Genomic DNA, 16,330 nt, shown 5'->3' on the forward strand with positions numbered 1-16,330 from the left:
ACCCTGTACCTGACGCCATGAGGCGCAGAACCCACTGAGGATCTCCAGATGAACATGGTCAAAGCAATTGTGATGGTCGTTACCTTCGGCATGGCAGGCATCGCCCTGGCAGAGGGCGGCGCGGACCGGACCTTTGCGCGGATGGAAGCGGCTCGCCAAAGCTCCATGCAGGCATTCCAAGTTGCGCAGGAGAAGAAAGAGCAGGCGCCAGTTGCCGCCCAGTCCAGCAAGCATGCCGGCCACGAAAGCTGCTGATCCCAGCTTACAGAAATGTAATCACCCCGGAATCTGAACTATGGCAGTTTCAGACTACGGCCTCTCATCAGCCTCGCGCAGTGACGAAAGTCTACGAGACTGGTGAGAGCTCCAATGAACCCAAGGGCTGCCCCATCGAGCAGCCTGGATATCAGCGATCTACCTGACTGGACGCAACGGCATGCAAAGCAAAACCACGAGACGATCTTTCGTCAAAGGCCTGGCCGCTACCGGACTTCTGGGTGGGCTCGGCATGTGGCGCGCGCCGGTCTGGGCCGTGACCAGCCCTGGCCAACCGAACGTGCTGAGCGGCACGGACTTCGATCTGTATATCGGCGAACTCCCCGTCAATATCACGGGTGCAGCTCGCACGGCCATGGCCATCAACGGTTCGGTGCCAGGGCCGATCCTGCGATGGCGCGAAGGCGACACCGTGACACTGCGCGTACGCAACCGGCTGAAACAAGACACCTCCATTCACTGGCACGGCATCATCCTGCCCGCCAACATGGACGGTGTGCCGGGCTTGAGCTTCCACGGCATCGCTCCCGATGGCATGTACGAATACAAGTTCAAGGTCCACCAGAACGGCACCTACTGGTATCACAGCCACTCAGGCTTCCAGGAACAGTCCGGGGTCTATGGGGCGTTGGTGATCGATGCCAAGGATCCGGAGCCGTTTGTGTACGACCGTGATTACGTCGTCATGCTCAGCGATTGGACGGATGAAGACCCGGCGCGGGTGCTCTCCAAACTCAAGAAGCAATCTGACTACTACAACTTCCACAAGCGCACTGTTAGCGACTTCGTTGACGATGTGAGCGAGAAAGGCTGGTCGGCCGCTGTAGCGGATCGGAAGATGTGGGCTGAAATGAAGATGAGCCCCACCGACCTCGCTGACGTGAGCGGGTATACCTACACCTACCTCATGAACGGCCAGGCTCCGAACGGCAACTGGACGGGTATCTTCAAGCCCGGCGAGAAGATCCGCCTGCGCTTTATCAACGGCTCGGCCATGACCTATTTCGATGTCCGGATTCCTGGGCTCAAGATGACGGTTGTGGCTGCCGACGGCCAGTACGTCAAACCCGTATCGGTCGATGAGTTCCGGATCGCCGTTGCCGAAACCTACGATGTCATCGTCGAACCTGAAAACGAGCAGGCCTATACAATCTTCGCGCAATCCATGGACCGTACCGGGTACTCCCGAGGCACCCTGGCAGTTCGTGAAGGCTTGCAAGCGCCCGTGCCGGAGGTAGATCCACGCCCGATCATCGCCATGAGCGATATGGGCATGGACCACGGCAGCATGGGCGGAATGGATCACGGCGGCATGGCTGGCATGGACCAGGGGAACATGGCCGGGATGGATCACAGCAAGATGGCTGGGATGGACCATGGCAGCATGGCCGGCATGGACCACAGCAAGATGGCTGGAATGGACCATAGCAGCATGGCCGGCATGGACCACAGCAAGATGGCTGGAATGGACCATAGCAACATGGCCGGCATGGATCACAGCACGATGGCTGGGATGAGTCATGAGGGCATGGCCGGCATGAGCGGTGCAATGCAGAGCCATCCGGCTTCCGAGACAAACAACCCGTTGGTCGATATGCAGACCATGTCGCCGACCCCGAAGCTGAACGATCCGGGAATTGGCCTGCGCAACAACGGGCGCCGAGTGCTGACCTACGCCGATTTGCGGAGCACCTTCATCGATCCCGATGGTCGAGAGCCTGGACGCACAATCGAACTGCACCTTACCGGCCACATGGAGAAGTTCGCGTGGTCGTTCGACGGTATCAAATTCTCTGATGCTGAACCGCTGCGGTTGAAATATGGCGAGCGTCTTCGCATCACCTTGGTCAACGACACCATGATGACTCACCCCATCCATCTCCACGGTATGTGGAGTGATCTGGAGGACGAGAACGGCAACTTCATGGTTCGCAAGCACACCATCGACATGCCACCTGGCTCAAAACGAAGCTATCGCGTCACCGCAGATGCCTTGGGACGTTGGGCCTATCACTGTCACCTACTGTTCCACATGGAAATGGGCATGTTCCGAGAAGTCCGTGTGGACGAATGAGCTGGAGATTTGAGATGAGCAAACCAATGAAACGAAGCGCCTTTTTCCTCTCTGCTGCGATGGTCGGCATGTTGGCTGTTTATGCCCCGTCGTCGTGGTCCAGCGACAACCATGATCAGCATTCCCAGAAATCTACCGAGGCCGGTAAAGCCAAAGGTTCGCAGGACAAGCAGGGTCAGGGGATGAACCATGAAGGCATGGACCATGGGTCCATGGAAAGTATGGACCACGGCTCGATGAAGGGGATGGACCATGGCTCGATGGAAGGCATGGACCACGACAAAATGATGGAATCGCATGGCAGCGACAAAGCTAAGGCAGGGAAAGATGGTCAATAGCCTTGGGCGGCCTTCGCTGCTGGCCCTGACTGTTTCAATCGGCATGCTGGGCGTAACGCCCAGCTTCGCCGCTGAAGAAATGGATCACTCGGGCATGGATCATTCGAAAATGGGGCACGGTTCCATGCAAATGGATGCTGTTCCGTCCGAATCGATGCCGGCGATGGATCACAGCAAGATGGGGGTGAGCAAACAGCAGAAACAGCCTGCCCCTGTTGATCACAGCCAGATGGAGCATGCTCAAAGCCAGAGCAAATCCAGCCCGGTGGACCATAGCAAGATGGACCACAGCAAAATGGGCCATGGAAACATGAAGGGCATGGATCACGGTTCGATGAAGGGCATGGACCATTCCCAGATGAATCATGGTTCAGCGATTTCTCCGACCACAACGAGTCGCACGCCGATTCCAGTGCTCACTGATGCCGACCGCGAGGCAGCCTTTCCGCCTTTGGGTGGCCACCAGGTGCACGACAGCGGAATCAACAGCTTCTTCCTGTTGGACCAGCTCGAATACCAAGACGCCGATGAGGGCAGCACCCTGGCCTGGGACGCATCAGGCTGGGTAGGCGGCGACATCAATCGACTCTGGGTTCGCTCGGAAGGCGAGCGCACCAATGGGGTAACCGAAGACGCTGAGCTGCAACTGCTATACGGGCGCTCGGTCAGTCCTTGGTGGGACGTGGTCGCCGGAGTCCGTCAGGATTTCAAACCGGAATCACCGCAGACCTGGGCAGCCTTTGGTATTCAGGGCATGGCCTTGTATGACTTCGAGGCCGAAGCTACGGCGTTCATCGGCGAGAACGGCCAGACTGCTGCGCGTCTTGAAGGCGAATACGACATCCTGCTGACCAATCGCTTGATTTTGCAGCCCACGGCCGAGGCGAACTTCTATGGCAAGAACGATCCTGAGCGCGGTGTTGGATCGGGTCTGGCCAATACCGAAGTCGGGCTGCGTCTACGGTATGAAATCGTCCGCCAGTTTGCCCCGTACATAGGCGTTACCTGGAGCCGCTCCTACGGCAACACCGCTGACTTCATCCGAGACGAGGGTGGAGATGTTGATGAGGCACGCTTCGTTGCCGGTATCAGGATGTGGTTCTGAGAATTCCAACATGAAAAGAACAATTACAACGCTGCTTGTGGCCGGTGCTGTCGGAAGTGCTGCGGTATTGGGCACCGCGTATTTCGGCTTGGTGAATGTCGGCGCCGATGATCCTCACTTCCCGGCTGTCCATTCGTTTCTCGCCATGGCTCGCGACCGGTCGATTGAGGTTCGAGCGCGAGACATTGAAGTGCCTGACCTGAAGAACGCTGCGTTGATCAAGGCAGGCGCAGGCAACTACAACGCCATGTGCATTGGGTGCCACCTCGCCCCTGGCGTTGGAAAGACAGAACTTAGCCAAGCGCTATACCCGTCGCCACCTGACCTCACCAAGGTGGGTGTCGGAGGCGAACCGGCTGCCGCATTCTGGACGATCAAGCACGGCATCAAAGCCACCGGCATGCCCGCTTGGGGCAAGAGCATGGGTGATGAGTACATCTGGGGAATAGTCGCGTTCCTGGATCAACTTCCCGAAATGAATCCCGAGCAGTACAAGGCTTTGGTGGCCACGAGCGGTGGCCATCAGCACGGCGGCGGCGAAAGCGATATGCATAACCATGAGGGCCAGCACGGCGGGAGCGGGCATGCCGAGCATGGCGATCACGACGAAGCGGCAGACAACGATCATGCCCAGGCAGCTCACGACCATGGAGCTCCACCCGCAGGCGCCACCCAAGCGGCAGATCATCACGGTGACCACAATGCGGCCGAAGCCCATTCGGACGCCCACCCGAAATCGTCGACAAAGACGCATGTTCACAAAGACGGTAAGGAGCACACTCATGCCAACTAACCGGATACTCGTTCGTCTAGCCGCTATCGCTGGGCTGCTGGTGACCTCAGCGGCCTACGCTGCCGAGCCTTTGTCCATCGACGTTCACCGAGACGCGAACTGCGGTTGCTGCAAGAAATGGATCGCGCACTTGGAAGCCAATAGTTTCAAAGTGACCGACCATATTGAGACGGACATGAGCGCAGTGAAACAGAAGCTGGGCGTAGCGCCACGGTTAGCGTCCTGCCACACAGCCGTGATTGATGGAAAGTTTGTTGAAGGTCACGTGCCAGCTGAGCAGATTCGAGAACTCAAGGAGCGGAACGATCTGGTCGGGATCGCCGTGCCAGGAATGCCAGCTGGATCCCCAGGCATGGAGGTTGATAGCGTAAGCCATGCCTACCAAGTCATTGGGTTAACCAAAAGCGGCGCGGACCTAGTAGTCGCCAACTATCCAGCCAAATAACGCACCGACCAGAAGGACGGCAGTAGGCTGACTGCCGTCCCATGTATCCCCGCTAGAAAGCTTCATCAGCTCAACACGACGACACAGAGGGCCTGCAACGCGTAGCTAATCAGATTCGCGGCGCTCGCGGACTGGCTTGAGTACGATATCGCCGTTGATGAGCTCTATGGAGAGTCTGTCGCCCGTCGTGACCCCGAGCTCGCGCAGAATGTCGTCAGGTAATTCCACAATCACATCGCCGGAGCCGTCGCCGGGATCCAGGCACTTTACCGTGGTGCGCGCTGATTCAGTCATTGGGCTCTCCTGCCAGAGCTACCAGTCCCCATCATACTCCAGCAGCCATGCAAGCGGTGATTTGCTCAAGCAGCTTTGCAAATGCCATTTTGTTGGAGTGTTCAGTACGCCGGAAGCCCCTTGCGACTGAGCTAGATCCCATCGACGAACATCGAAAGGGGCCGCAACCCCAAACGGTGCGTAGCTCGTCCGCTTCAATCGGACGGCAAGTTCGTGCCGAAGCTGCGTTCAATCTTTCTGCGGTGCAGCCCGGTTAGGCAATCCCTAGCAGCAGCTATGCCTGAATTGCTCGCTCTTGGTGATGACGCTCAGTGGCAGCCGCACATGGATGAGGTTTGTCGGGACAGGGCGATATCATATGGCCAGTTTACGCTCTGGTCGCTACAGTATCAGCAGTACAATAAGGACGTGCCTGTATGAGAAGGAAAGCTCGCATACTAATCCTATGCAAAACATACCCGTCACCCAGCGCTGCCTATACAGAGACTTCGTGCGTTGCGGGGATGGACGAGGCAGGCAATCTGATCCGTCTTTACCCTGTACCGTTCCGCCTGGTCACTGATGATCAACGATTTTCAAAGTGGCAGTGGATCGAAGCCTCCATCGAAAAAAGCTCCAACGATCACCGACCTGAAAGCCATAAGATTGGCGTGGATACGATTCAGCCCCAAGACATTATTCCAACCTCGAAAGCGTGGATTCGAAGGAGGGAAATGCTTAGCAAGCTGCCCATCTACGACAGTTTTGAGGCTCTGGAGCAGGCTCGACAGAATTCCAATGTCACGCTCGGCTTGATCAAGCCTGAGCGAATTATTGGATTAGAGATCCGTAAAGCCGCGTCAGAAAGCTGGACTGATGAGGAGCTTGAAAAACTGGAGAGACTGCAGCGCCAGCCCGGTTTATTCGATCAGGACGATGTCAAAGCCAGCATCAAGCGCCTAGAGAAGGTGCCCTTCGATTTCTACTACAGCTATGAGTCAGTACTTGATGGTGAGGTAAAGATTTATAAGCACAAGATCGTAGACTGGGAGGCAAGCCAGCTGTACAGAAACATGCGCCGAGCTCATGGGCCTAACGGCTGGGAAGCGCCGTTTCGACAGAAGCTGGAGGTCGAGTTACCAGGAAAAGATCTTATGCTTCTAATGGGAACGATTCATCGATTTCCGCAACAGTGGCTTATCATCAGTCTCATCTATCCACCTAAGCAACCGCCCGAAGCAAATCAGCAAATTTCTCTATTTTGAGAGGCAGATGCCGCGTATCCAGGGATGAATCCAATTCACTCGCAGCCTCGGCGATAAGGCTGCGGTGACAAAAATTCGCGTCAGCTTCGTAGCAAACCATACAAATGCGCTGGCTTGAGGCATCAGCTGTCAGGTTCTCCAGAAGGTCCATCCGGGTACGGATGTAAGCCCTGAAGTCGCGCGCATAGACCCCCCAATCGCCATCGACCTTATAGCGGTTTCGAATCGGTTTTGGGCAACCCAAGGGAGGGGAATGCTCGTAGGCAATTCCTGCATCCGCCAAGCACTGGGCGAAAGCCTTCTTGGAGAAACCAGGCTTTCTGGACAGAGGGTACTCGCGAACGTCCAGAACCTTGTCGATCTGAGCTTGCTTAAGACGAGCGATGAAGGCGTCGATAGACAACCCTTCATAGCCTGCGGTGTAGATCGCCATGTGAAATCTCCCAGCGGCTTCCTGCGGCTGTTCTGCAAATAAATGAGAGACTATACCATTCTAGCCATGCTGTACCCCATGGGCATTGGATGGATGGCCATCTCCAAGAGGTAGCGACGAGCGGATGGTAGGGGCCAGAAATCATCTCGGTCCGCGTTAGGTGGAAGCGCCTTCGCCGAGAGGCTATTGAGGTTTAGGACTTCGAATAGAGCATCGCAGCAGCCAAACCAGTGCATTCCTCAAGAAGCGCCGCTATCACGGATCGGAGCTTACTCGCGTCATACACACCTGATTCAACATCCTCCTGAGTGGTTTCATAAAACGCCTTTGCGTAGCTATCTTTGAAATCGAGGGCGCCCTGATAAATACCTAACGACTCCTTGTAATTCGTCCAGGTCACCTGCGCTGGGGGTCGCCCCTTAAGATTGAGATCGAGATAGCACTCGATAGCGGCCGCGCAGCCGTTGATGTCAGCGTTGGCAACACCACACGGGCCTTTCGCCGGAAACTCGCGCAGCTCGTCCAAGTCAGGAAGAACCATAGCTTTCATGTTCACTGGGAATTGAAAGCGTTTGAGTAGATTTTTATAGGTATCCACTCCTTCGGCGTCGTTATCGAACAGGAAGACCACGCGATTGTGAACATCAATTTTGACCAGTCCCTCGGCGAACTTGGACAGATTACCTGTACCGGAAAATGGGTGACGCTCCTCGATGTCAATGAATCGAAAAAAATCCTCGATGTCCGGGCGGAGCAGCGCCAGACCCCGCTTCAGAATGTGGGTATCAGAAGTGCCTTCAGTCGCTATCAAATAGGTCTGGGTCCGACGTGCGTTCCCAATGAAATCCTCATTTTTAGCCCATCCTGCATCCACAAAATTGCCGTAATCCCAGACGACATCTTCACCTAGATTAGCGGGGTTTTCGGCAAGGATTCGCAGAGTTGCATATGGGCTCAGAAATCCTAACATTGAGCCGAAATGGCTGCGCTCGGAGTAGCCTCCGATGTCTCGATCAAACACTCCCGTCGGGAGTAGAGATGCCGCTGGATCAGCCGCAAAGCGGCCCCGGCCCTGTGCATGATCGGAATCGTAGCTGGCGACATAGTCGCTTTTTAGGTCTCGCAATGCGTACGCTTTGATGAAGTCGATAAATTGATCGAAAGTCAAACGGTCGGATCGACGCTCACCTGGCAGGTATTCCTCGAACTGGTCTCTGTCGAGCACGACCTGATTTTCGTATTCCGACCTCACCGCCGCCAATGTGTATCCGAGCAGCTCCAACCGTGACACCATCGAACCAAGTGTCCGGCAAAAACACAGCTCCATTTGCTCCAGACTTTCAGGGCTATGAGCGTAGTCGTAGTCGATGCCCTCGTGCCGACGGTACTGGCGGTCGGACTCTTGATAGAGCATCCCGTGATCCATGCCCATATAGCCAGTGTTGTATGTGAGATCGAGGCTACCCACAGACAGCGTAATTGGTGTGCTCATAAGATCTTTGTACCTGGAGTTAACTGTCTAACGCCAATGCATGACGCGAATCTGGACATGCTTGTACTGGCACGTGATAGCACATTTCAGCGGCGTCGGAGATGCATCCGAGCTCAGGTGCTCTATCCTGGTGTACCTGCCCCTCGCTAACTCAGGCGTGTAAACCTGTTTTTTTCACTGTAAACCACTCTGGTTAACAGTGAAAAAAATAGGTTTACACGCCAGCAATCATAGGGCCCGCGAACGGAATTCTTCGCCACACCATCACTTGGGTTTGGGGTCCTTGTCGTCCTCCATCAAGGCAAAGAAAGCTTTGGCCTGCTCTTCCTCGGAGAGCTCCTCAACCGGAGTCCGCCGCGGGCGCGCAGTCGGCTTCTGCAGAGCATTCGCTGAGGCATCAAGTTGCTTTTTTACAGATCGTTCCGACGCAGTGAGCGATGAGTCGAAAACCTTCTGGGTGACTCGGTCCTGCCGTTCAGCTCGCGCAAATTTCACTACGTTGGACGTGAACGCGGCTGGCAGGTCAAACGGACACCGCAGGTCTGGATGCTGTTTGGACACCCGACCACCCAGAGCCAATTTTTGAAGGTGTTCGACCTGTTTGGCACTGGACGTGTAAGCCGCTGAGCGGTAAGCATGGCCGATGTCTTGAAGGGAGGCCGCATGACGGCCTGCACTGCGGCACTCAATGTACGCCTGCTTCAACAACTCCACCGCCAGGCGCTTGATACCGAAGGTGCAACGGTAAATTTCCCTTGCCAATTCACCCTGATTACCGCGAATCGCGCCATTGCCCACGCGAACACATTCATCAATGAAAGCTTTCCAGTCGGAACTGCCAGGCTCATCGGGAAGCATGATTCTTGGGTCCGTCAGCAAGCGCTGCTGATCCTCATTGTTTCTCTCAAACAACTTGTGACCCAAGCTGTAATTGCACACGTAGACCATTGGCGGACCGATACCAGCCATGTTCAAGAGGATATCGGTAACCTTCGCTGCACCAAGCCCCTTTTGGATGTACTGCATTTCATCCAGGATGACTAACGATACCCCATCACGATTCGCCCTACGCCGGCATTCACTCAGCAGCTCAGCAACGGTCAGTCGCGACAGAGGCAACTCAACGAACTCTCGAAGAAGGGCCTTAGCATTGGTGGTACCTCGGGCGCTTGCATACCAATGCGACCGCAACGGTAGCTCACCCTGGAAGTGATCGCAGGACAGATCAACGGGGCCAGGCAGAACCTTGCGCAGCGCAGCAATGGTCTGGCTCTTCCCAACCCCTGCAAGCCCTGTAAAACACACCGGCACAGCATCGACTGCAGGTGCTTCATAGAGCCCTCGGGCGTACTCGCGCTCAGAAGAGAACAATGCTCGCGCATGCAGCGCTGCGCGCCCCACCATCTCCTGGATGAACTCAATCGTAAATGCGTTGGGAATGAACGATTCACGCAATGCTTGAGACAGCACCTCTGCCGCCAACCGAGGTTCAATTTCGTACAGACTTTCCAATGGCTCAGGTCGACGCGTGATGATCTGGCGGACCTGATCAGCCGTTTGGCAGCCGTCGAACCAACTCGCAATGGCCTCATTCATTTGGCTTTACCTCGGAATCGATCATAGTCATCTGTATCTCGCTGCGCAGATGCCGATTTAGGTGGTCGACCAATTCTTCTCACGCCACCTTTACACTCTTCACCGGTATCTTCTTTGAATCTATCATCGTGAAATTGATGAATTGCCGGCATCTCATTACGAAGCAAAGTTTGAGATTTTCGCCTTAAGGCATCTAGTGACTGAAGATCACGTAATGATATGTCCCGATCACCGTCAACGGTCCTTTGCGTCGTTACAAAGTCCAGTTCGAACAGTGTGCCTCCTACCTCAATCCATATATGCCGAACGCACATAGTCAGTACATATACATCAACTTCAATAACGCTGCTCCTAGCAACTCGATCAAATATCCCGGTATTGATCAAATCAACAGACCTATACTTGCGCCCGTACAGATAGACTGCGTCTTGACGTACAACGGCCGGGTGCACAGACAGGAAGCTCTTTATGGCAACCTCTTGCTGCATCCCGATTGCAGAATTACGGAAGCGGCTGTCCCAGTAATTCCAGATACCCAGCGGGGTGGGCTTTATTCCGCACCAATACATTTCGGTTTCCATGCGGCCACTTGCGTCAGACGACCGGTTGTCTTTCAGGACTTGGTGAATCTCCCTGCGGGCCATTTGGACAAAATTCAGTGTGCTATGAACATAGGTGGGTTGATCGAGGTCGGATTTTGCTCGCGGGTGCGATGACTCAACCGTAGCTTTAGACTGGCCAGAAAAAACTGGCGTATTTTCAAGTGTGCCTAGCCAGTGGATCTCAGGCTCCGTGTCCAGGGCTGCTGCAGGACCTCGATCAAACACCAGCCCACCTGCCAAGCCTTCGCAGGGCCACCAGTCCGGTTTGATGGTTACTCCGAAAAGCCCACAAAACCATACTTTGTCGACAGCCATGGAAAACAGACACATCCGATAAGCTTCTTTGGTTTCTTTACCTTCGGCAAATCCAATGCCAACCACCATTCCGGACAATCCACACACGGCACGAACGACGCAAAATCCGTCAACGGGGCTACCCTCTGTCAGGCCCGAAAGTTTTTCAACTATGTAGTAACCATCAAACTCGACCTGCTGATTTAGATTCGTCAAGCGTTCTGAGAAACTGCCCAAACTGCCGCTCTGGTCGCGGGTCTTTTGTTTACCTCTTACGCCAATAGATTTCTCTTTAGCGCTAACTTGTTGTTCGATGCAGTAACGCACTTGGTCAATAGTTGGAAATGGGTGCCCTTTACGATTGATGAAAAATGCTACTCCATTTCGTTCAACGGAAACGCAACCAAATTCCTCTGTAAGGATTTTTCGGTAAACTTGACTATATGTTTTGTCAGCGGAACGGAACCTAAGATACGCAGAAAGGATTCTTTCCCTCATGGCGCTATCGGCCCGGTAACCCCACTCTTTGCCATTGGGTGATGGCCGGCCCAGCCTGCGTAATTTCCCCGGCCCCTCCCTGTCCCACCTCCCGATGCGGTGCAGGGGAGGCATGAGAGCCCACTTGTTTTGTCCAAAAGTAATGTAAGTGTAGAACCACAACCTCAAGCGAGCTGCATTTTGCTGAGGCGACTGGCTTTTGGCATGAGCGTTAATTACAGCGTCCGGATCGTCACTGGCTAGAACCTCCTGGAGACGAACCATCAGGCCTGAGATAGCCAGAAAACGGCGGTTGACCTTTTGGTCGTAGGTTTCCTTAGCAGAAACCCGCTTCGTTTCACGATCTGAAATTGCGATCCCCTTAATCGGTTCCAGCCATGGCGGAAATTTGTCCGTCTCCCCTGACGCCAGCAGCGCACCCGCTTCGAGCGCTTCTTCGAACTCGAACCTTGTGAGGGTGATCAAGGTGGTGCGCACGTCTTTCGCTAGATCACTGAACTCCACCAAGCGCACCCGGTTGTGGACCGCATCACTGTTCAGGAAATGGTAATAGTGGCCTTTGACAAGGCTCCGATAACCTTCAGGCGCAAATAACCTAGCGCCCGTGATCACGGCTCAATCTCCAAGAAAAATTTGCCGTAGGCTGCCAGCAGATCACCACCGTCGGTATCGAGAGGATGGTCGATCAGAATCGGCTTGAAGAAATTTACTGGCAGCTTTCGGTCCCAGATGTCTTGGTAGACCTTCGCAATAAACTGGTCACGCTTACCCCATCGGGCTGCATACCGGTAAATGATGGGGTGGATCAAGGCCCCAGCATGCACAGCGCCCTCAATCTCAGCGCTAAACTCCCTGAGCAGCTCGGGGTCGTGGGTCAGCGGCAAGCCATGCATCGGAAATAGCAGATCGAGATTGCCCATGACGATCGGGTCCAGACGATCCAAAGACATTTGCACGGTCCTGATACCGCCGCTTGCGTAATGCAGTTGCTCTAGGGCTGTGCGTAGCTCAGCATGATCACGGTCCTTTTTTTGCTGATTAGGGGTCTTGGCTGCTGAGTAGCGCCTCTCGCTGAAGGCATGAGCTTGATCCTTCACCGTCCAATTGACCGCGTAGGGTTTCCCATCTGAACCCATCAAATACAGTAAAAGGTCCCCCTGATAGGGAAAGGGCATTCTCTGTCGGCTACCAGCTTTAGTGGTAATCACCACCTGGTGATGCTTGAAGCCAATTTGCTTGGCAATTTCCATCGTCCCAGTGACAGGATGAGAAAAATGTCCTTTGGTGAGTGGATGCCCGTGCAATGGATGCGGGGCGTGATATGGCCACAGCATCTTCTGCTCGTGAATATCGAGCAGCTGAGGATGGAAGAGCGCGAGCTGTGCGAACACCGCTTCTGGGGTGGACAGCGAGTGAATCGCACGGCCGAGCTTCCGGCTATTCATTCTGCTGATACGAGAGCCCTTAGGGGCTTCTCGTGGAACCGCTAAAATCGAAGGCGTGTAGATATCGCCCCACGCGAAGTGAGCTTGTCGGCTCCTGATGAGGGCAAATCTCTCCTGCAAAGTCATCAATACAGTCCAATGTCTACGGACCTAGGATCGTCATCCAGCCTGGGGATAATTTGCTGGATGCCCCTATAGCCCTTGCCTCCCGGGCGTACCCAAGAGTGCGGGTTGTGGATAACGCTCACCTTCTTGTGGATGAACGAAGCCCTGCAGGACTTGACGTCCCGCATGTTCGGAATAGACAATGGAAAGGTCAGGTCGCTAAATTCTGACTTATCCACAGAGGCCCAAGGTCGCACTTGGGCCTTTGTCTATCTGAATTCTAGCGCTAATTAACTAGTCAGATTTCATTCAATACTTCCTTATTATTCATACGTGTTAAGAATCTAGGACATAGTTAGCAGCTATCTGCAATGGATTCGCTGGGTGTACACGTATCTGTGTGCACATTTTAAAGCGCTTCGCTTAGCAGGGTATGTTACCGCCGTGGTTAACAGGGTGACAACTGAAAAGTCATCCCTCTCTGGGTCGCGACTGGATTCAAAATTGTCCAGCTTGGGTCATTATCTAGATCAACCGTGCGCCTCACACCCATCGGATATATATCTTCACCCCCTTATCTCAACTGATAATTTAAGGGTTTAGCCCCAATCAAATAAAATGTTGAAAACGACAAGCGTTTGGTGAGGGAAATGGCTGATTCTGCAAATGCATCTGTCCCTGTCGTTCGATGGCTACCGGATGAGACCTTTTTCAGTATTTGTTGTCGTCAGCATCGTTTTATGTGCCACGTTACTAAGGCTAGCACCACTGCATGGCTATTTGGTGAGGGATCAAGTAGTGTGCAGCATGACTTTCCTAGCAGACTAAACTCTTTGCCCCAAAAAGCCAAAGAAGTATGGGGAAGCCCATTCAACATCATTACAGAACATACGATATTGCCGTTGTTTTTTCCTTTTCAATCCAAGGAAAGAATTGACGACGTCTTTCATACAGTTTCAAACAATTCTTTGGGCACCTTAAAATATCGCCTGGGTCTGGTGACCGGTCGCTTTGGCGCAGAGCACCCATTGAAAGCATGCCTCGAATGTTTAAGGGAAGACCGTATCAATCATGGGGTCGCCTACTGGCACCTGTCCCATCAGTATCCAGGCGTCACGTTATGCCCTAAGCACGGAACTCTCATCAGGATTTGCTCGGCCAACCGGCAGTGGTCGGACTCTGCGCACTGGGTATTACCTGCCGAGCACCTAATAGCGAGCGTTGCAGAGCAGCCCGTATGCCCGACAGTGGTACAAACCCTCAAGCGTTTAGGACACTCAGTGATTGAGTTAGCCAAGCTAGGCATTTCTGAGCAATTTCGTCCAGAAAATGTCACGGCTGCTTATAACGAAGCTATTCGTCGCCTCTCAGTCAATACAGAAGCATGCTTTGATGCCCAAGCAGACCTAGCTTCGTTCGCTTCACAACTGCAACCGTATCTTCCACTGGCCTCGCTTCCGACCACTCCAAAGAGAGCTGAAACTTTTATACAGAGTCTGACCCGTACACCGCGCGTTTACTCCCATCCGCTCAAACATCTGATTTTGATCACCTGTATATTCGGCGAGTTTGCGCCGTTTTTATGTGCGTTAAAAAGATTTCAGTCTCCAGGGGATCAGGAAACCCCAGTACAGTCTCCAGACCACGGAAGACGAGCAGTAGGCGATAAAGCAGCACACCGATTTAAAGGTCAGGAAATCAGGGATAGAGTCTTCAAAAAACTGAAGCCTAAAAAGCTGAAACCCGAGCTTCGGGAACAAATCTTGGGTTGCTTGGGCAAAGGAGTGGAGAAACATTCCATAGCGGAACGATATGACGTTTCGGTTTCTACAACAAACAGGATCCTAAGTGCTGATCCTCTACTGATGGCTGCTTGGACAACTCAGCGCAGGGAGCTACTGCTACACAATCACCGTGCGGAGTGGGTTAGCGCCATCGGCATGAATCCAGACGCCAGTCCGAAAAGCCTGAGATCAATGCTCCCCAAGGTCTATCAATGGCTATACCGGAACGATAATGACTGGTTGATGGCTCAAACTAAGCGGATGCCAAGTGGTCGCGTAGGCAACAATCAAAAAATCGATTGGAGTGCTCGCGACAGGCAACTATGCGAATCAATTGAATTGAGCATTCAAAGACTGAAATACTCGGCCACGAATTTCCCTGTTCGAGCTAGTCATATTTTCGCGTTGGTGCCCACACTGCATCGGTGCCTAGAAAAAAGGAATCGCTACCCAGAAGCACGAAACCTACTAGAAATTGTTACCCAATCGACCAAGACTTAACATGCAAGTGCAGCAACGCTCAGTCAGCTATTCCCGACAAGTGGTCGCATACCTACCATTACCATAATTTCGCCATAGAGACTCAATAGGAATCAAATCTTTATCATACTCGTACAAATCAACAACAAATTCATCGAAAGTCTCATAGGCATAAACCACGATTTTCAAAATTTCTTCGGGGAAAAATTCCGTCTTTACAACAGGACTCTCAAATCTTTTTTCTTCCAAATTATTTGAAATCCGATCGAGATACTCAATCATGGCTGTCCGCTCAGATTTCATCCGCTTCGTCAGTTTCTTGAGGCTGCGCAACTTATCGGAGAGAATGGCCACTGCAGAATGGATTGAAATGGAGAATTCATAAGCGCATAGCGCTTCTACGAAGCGAGCATGTTTGAGAGCATCTTCATCCAAGTTCATTACGCTCTCTGCGTTACCGAGGTGTCGCCCAGAACACTTTCTCCACATCACATCGAGATTGTGGCCTTTTGATGAGAAAGGTTGATCGCAATATGGGCAAGTGGACAGCAGCACCACATTGTGTGTGGCACACACGCTCACATGATCAGGGAAATTTCGTCGCCAGTAGGAAAAGCCCAAATCCTGCACGTCCTGCCTGACGCATTCCGGGCAGTAGGCGTGCAAGTCGGAATTAGTAATCGCCATTCGGGGTTTGAGATACGCCGTTCGAGAATAACTGGCATCTCGGGTATCCCTGATAACAAACTGCAGGGGCAATTGAGTGTGTTCGTGCAGCAAGCGGTTGAAGCCATAGCATCCTTGCCAACCCATCGTTGAGGCGATCACCTTAACTGCTTGGTGAGTAATCTCCCCTTCAGAAAGCCATCGTAACCTGTCTACCCTCCAGTCCATAAAATTCACGAGCAAATTGCGGTCAACATATGAGCGCAAAGATTCATCAGGTTGGATACGCAACAGCATGGATGGGTTGGCCCCTCAGCGACTGATCCCGCGTCATCGTTCAAAGGTTGCGGTTGAGCAAACATTGCC

Annotated in this window: 15 protein-coding genes; 8 read left to right on the forward strand and 7 right to left on the reverse strand. The window is 53.3% G+C overall.

What is annotated here, in order from left to right; all coding sequences use genetic code 11:
- Positions 1–48: 48 nt before the first annotated feature.
- The 6 genes from WF331_RS20555 to WF331_RS20580 all read left to right on the forward strand — a co-directional run bounded on the left by WF331_RS20555 (position 49) and on the right by WF331_RS20580 (position 5,031).
- On the forward strand, positions 49–255 hold the full coding sequence (locus WF331_RS20555; RefSeq protein WP_060519770.1) for a co-regulatory protein PtrA N-terminal domain-containing protein: 207 nt from the start codon (positions 49–51) through the stop codon (positions 253–255).
- A 181-nt stretch (positions 256–436) separates the two neighbouring features.
- Positions 437–2,350, forward strand: coding sequence for a copper resistance system multicopper oxidase (locus tag WF331_RS20560; RefSeq protein WP_060519772.1), 1,914 nt, complete (start codon positions 437–439; stop codon positions 2,348–2,350).
- A gap of 14 nt (positions 2,351–2,364) precedes the next feature.
- Positions 2,365–2,688, forward strand: a complete 324-nt coding sequence (locus WF331_RS20565; protein WP_019470286.1) for a hypothetical protein — start codon at positions 2,365–2,367, stop codon at positions 2,686–2,688.
- A complete protein-coding gene (locus tag WF331_RS20570; RefSeq protein ID WP_060519774.1) occupies positions 2,678–3,793 on the forward strand; it encodes a copper resistance protein B in 1,116 nt (371 codons plus the stop codon). The genes WF331_RS20565 and WF331_RS20570 overlap by 11 nt, the downstream gene beginning before the upstream one ends.
- Before the next feature lie 10 nt (positions 3,794–3,803).
- Positions 3,804–4,586 carry a c-type cytochrome gene (locus tag WF331_RS20575; protein WP_060519775.1) on the forward strand — a complete coding sequence of 261 codons (783 nt, stop codon included), beginning with the start codon at positions 3,804–3,806 and terminating at the stop codon, positions 4,584–4,586.
- Complete coding sequence (locus tag WF331_RS20580) at positions 4,576–5,031, forward strand: DUF411 domain-containing protein (RefSeq protein WP_340623249.1); 456 nt, start codon at positions 4,576–4,578, stop codon at positions 5,029–5,031. The genes WF331_RS20575 and WF331_RS20580 overlap by 11 nt, the downstream gene beginning before the upstream one ends.
- Before the next feature lie 105 nt (positions 5,032–5,136).
- Here the strand turns inward: WF331_RS20580 and WF331_RS20585 are convergent, their stop codons facing one another.
- A complete protein-coding gene (locus WF331_RS20585) occupies positions 5,137–5,325 on the reverse strand; it encodes an AbrB/MazE/SpoVT family DNA-binding domain-containing protein (protein WP_060519780.1) in 189 nt (62 codons plus the stop codon).
- A 503-nt stretch (positions 5,326–5,828) separates the two neighbouring features.
- Between WF331_RS20585 and WF331_RS20590 the strand changes: the two genes are divergently transcribed.
- The gene (locus WF331_RS20590; RefSeq protein ID WP_197864294.1) at positions 5,829–6,569 is read left to right on the forward strand and encodes a hypothetical protein; all 741 of its coding nucleotides are present in this window, start codon (positions 5,829–5,831) and stop codon (positions 6,567–6,569) included.
- Here the strand turns inward: WF331_RS20590 and WF331_RS20595 are convergent.
- The 5 genes from WF331_RS20595 to WF331_RS20615 all read right to left on the reverse strand — a co-directional run bounded on the left by WF331_RS20595 (position 6,526) and on the right by WF331_RS20615 (position 13,055).
- Positions 6,526–7,002, reverse strand: a complete 477-nt coding sequence (locus WF331_RS20595; RefSeq protein WP_060519784.1) for a DUF488 domain-containing protein — start codon at positions 7,000–7,002, stop codon at positions 6,526–6,528. The genes WF331_RS20590 and WF331_RS20595 overlap by 44 nt on opposite strands.
- 193 nt (positions 7,003–7,195) lie before the next feature.
- Positions 7,196–8,494 carry a HEPN/Toprim-associated domain-containing protein gene (locus WF331_RS20600; protein WP_060519785.1) on the reverse strand — a complete coding sequence of 433 codons (1,299 nt, stop codon included), beginning with the start codon at positions 8,492–8,494 and terminating at the stop codon, positions 7,196–7,198.
- 264 nt (positions 8,495–8,758) lie between these two features.
- Complete coding sequence (locus WF331_RS20605; RefSeq protein WP_060519786.1) at positions 8,759–10,090, reverse strand: hypothetical protein; 1,332 nt, start codon at positions 10,088–10,090, stop codon at positions 8,759–8,761.
- Positions 10,087–12,096: a transposase gene (locus WF331_RS20610; protein ID WP_165961575.1), complete on the reverse strand. Its 2,010-nt coding sequence runs from the start codon at positions 12,094–12,096 to the stop codon at positions 10,087–10,089. The genes WF331_RS20605 and WF331_RS20610 overlap by 4 nt, the downstream gene beginning before the upstream one ends.
- Complete coding sequence (locus WF331_RS20615; RefSeq protein ID WP_060519787.1) at positions 12,093–13,055, reverse strand: hypothetical protein; 963 nt, start codon at positions 13,053–13,055, stop codon at positions 12,093–12,095. Before WF331_RS20615 ends, WF331_RS20610 begins: the two co-directional genes overlap by 4 nt.
- A 629-nt stretch (positions 13,056–13,684) precedes the next feature.
- Between WF331_RS20615 and WF331_RS20620 the strand changes: the two genes are divergently transcribed.
- The gene (locus WF331_RS20620; RefSeq protein ID WP_340623250.1) at positions 13,685–15,319 is read left to right on the forward strand and encodes a TnsD family Tn7-like transposition protein; all 1,635 of its coding nucleotides are present in this window, start codon (positions 13,685–13,687) and stop codon (positions 15,317–15,319) included.
- Between the two features lie 27 nt (positions 15,320–15,346).
- Here WF331_RS20620 and WF331_RS20625 read toward each other — a convergent pair whose 3' ends face one another.
- A complete protein-coding gene (locus WF331_RS20625; RefSeq protein ID WP_110765414.1) occupies positions 15,347–16,261 on the reverse strand; it encodes a TniQ family protein in 915 nt (304 codons plus the stop codon).
- Positions 16,262–16,330 lie beyond the last annotated feature (69 nt).

Origin of the sequence: Pseudomonas sp. YNh (genome assembly GCF_037993085.1) — a bacterium.
GTDB classification, from domain to species: domain Bacteria; phylum Pseudomonadota; class Gammaproteobacteria; order Pseudomonadales; family Pseudomonadaceae; genus Aquipseudomonas; species Aquipseudomonas putida.

Coding starts and splice junctions, on each gene's coding strand:
- WF331_RS20585 (WP_060519780.1), bottom strand. CDS start 5,325: ATGACTGAATCAGCGCGCACCACGGTAAAGTGCCTGGATCCCGGCGAC.
- WF331_RS20580 (WP_340623249.1), top strand. CDS start 4,576: ATGCCAACTAACCGGATACTCGTTCGTCTAGCCGCTATCGCTGGGCTG.
- WF331_RS20595 (WP_060519784.1), bottom strand. CDS start 7,002: ATGGCGATCTACACCGCAGGCTATGAAGGGTTGTCTATCGACGCCTTC.
- WF331_RS20625 (WP_110765414.1), bottom strand. CDS start 16,261: ATGCTGTTGCGTATCCAACCTGATGAATCTTTGCGCTCATATGTTGAC.
- WF331_RS20560 (WP_060519772.1), top strand. CDS start 437: ATGCAAAGCAAAACCACGAGACGATCTTTCGTCAAAGGCCTGGCCGCT.
- WF331_RS20620 (WP_340623250.1), top strand. CDS start 13,685: ATGGCTGATTCTGCAAATGCATCTGTCCCTGTCGTTCGATGGCTACCG.
- WF331_RS20555 (WP_060519770.1), top strand. CDS start 49: ATGAACATGGTCAAAGCAATTGTGATGGTCGTTACCTTCGGCATGGCA.
- WF331_RS20615 (WP_060519787.1), bottom strand. CDS start 13,055: ATGACTTTGCAGGAGAGATTTGCCCTCATCAGGAGCCGACAAGCTCAC.
- WF331_RS20605 (WP_060519786.1), bottom strand. CDS start 10,090: ATGAATGAGGCCATTGCGAGTTGGTTCGACGGCTGCCAAACGGCTGAT.
- WF331_RS20590 (WP_197864294.1), top strand. CDS start 5,829: ATGGACGAGGCAGGCAATCTGATCCGTCTTTACCCTGTACCGTTCCGC.
- WF331_RS20575 (WP_060519775.1), top strand. CDS start 3,804: ATGAAAAGAACAATTACAACGCTGCTTGTGGCCGGTGCTGTCGGAAGT.
- WF331_RS20565 (WP_019470286.1), top strand. CDS start 2,365: ATGAGCAAACCAATGAAACGAAGCGCCTTTTTCCTCTCTGCTGCGATG.
- WF331_RS20600 (WP_060519785.1), bottom strand. CDS start 8,494: ATGAGCACACCAATTACGCTGTCTGTGGGTAGCCTCGATCTCACATAC.
- WF331_RS20570 (WP_060519774.1), top strand. CDS start 2,678: ATGGTCAATAGCCTTGGGCGGCCTTCGCTGCTGGCCCTGACTGTTTCA.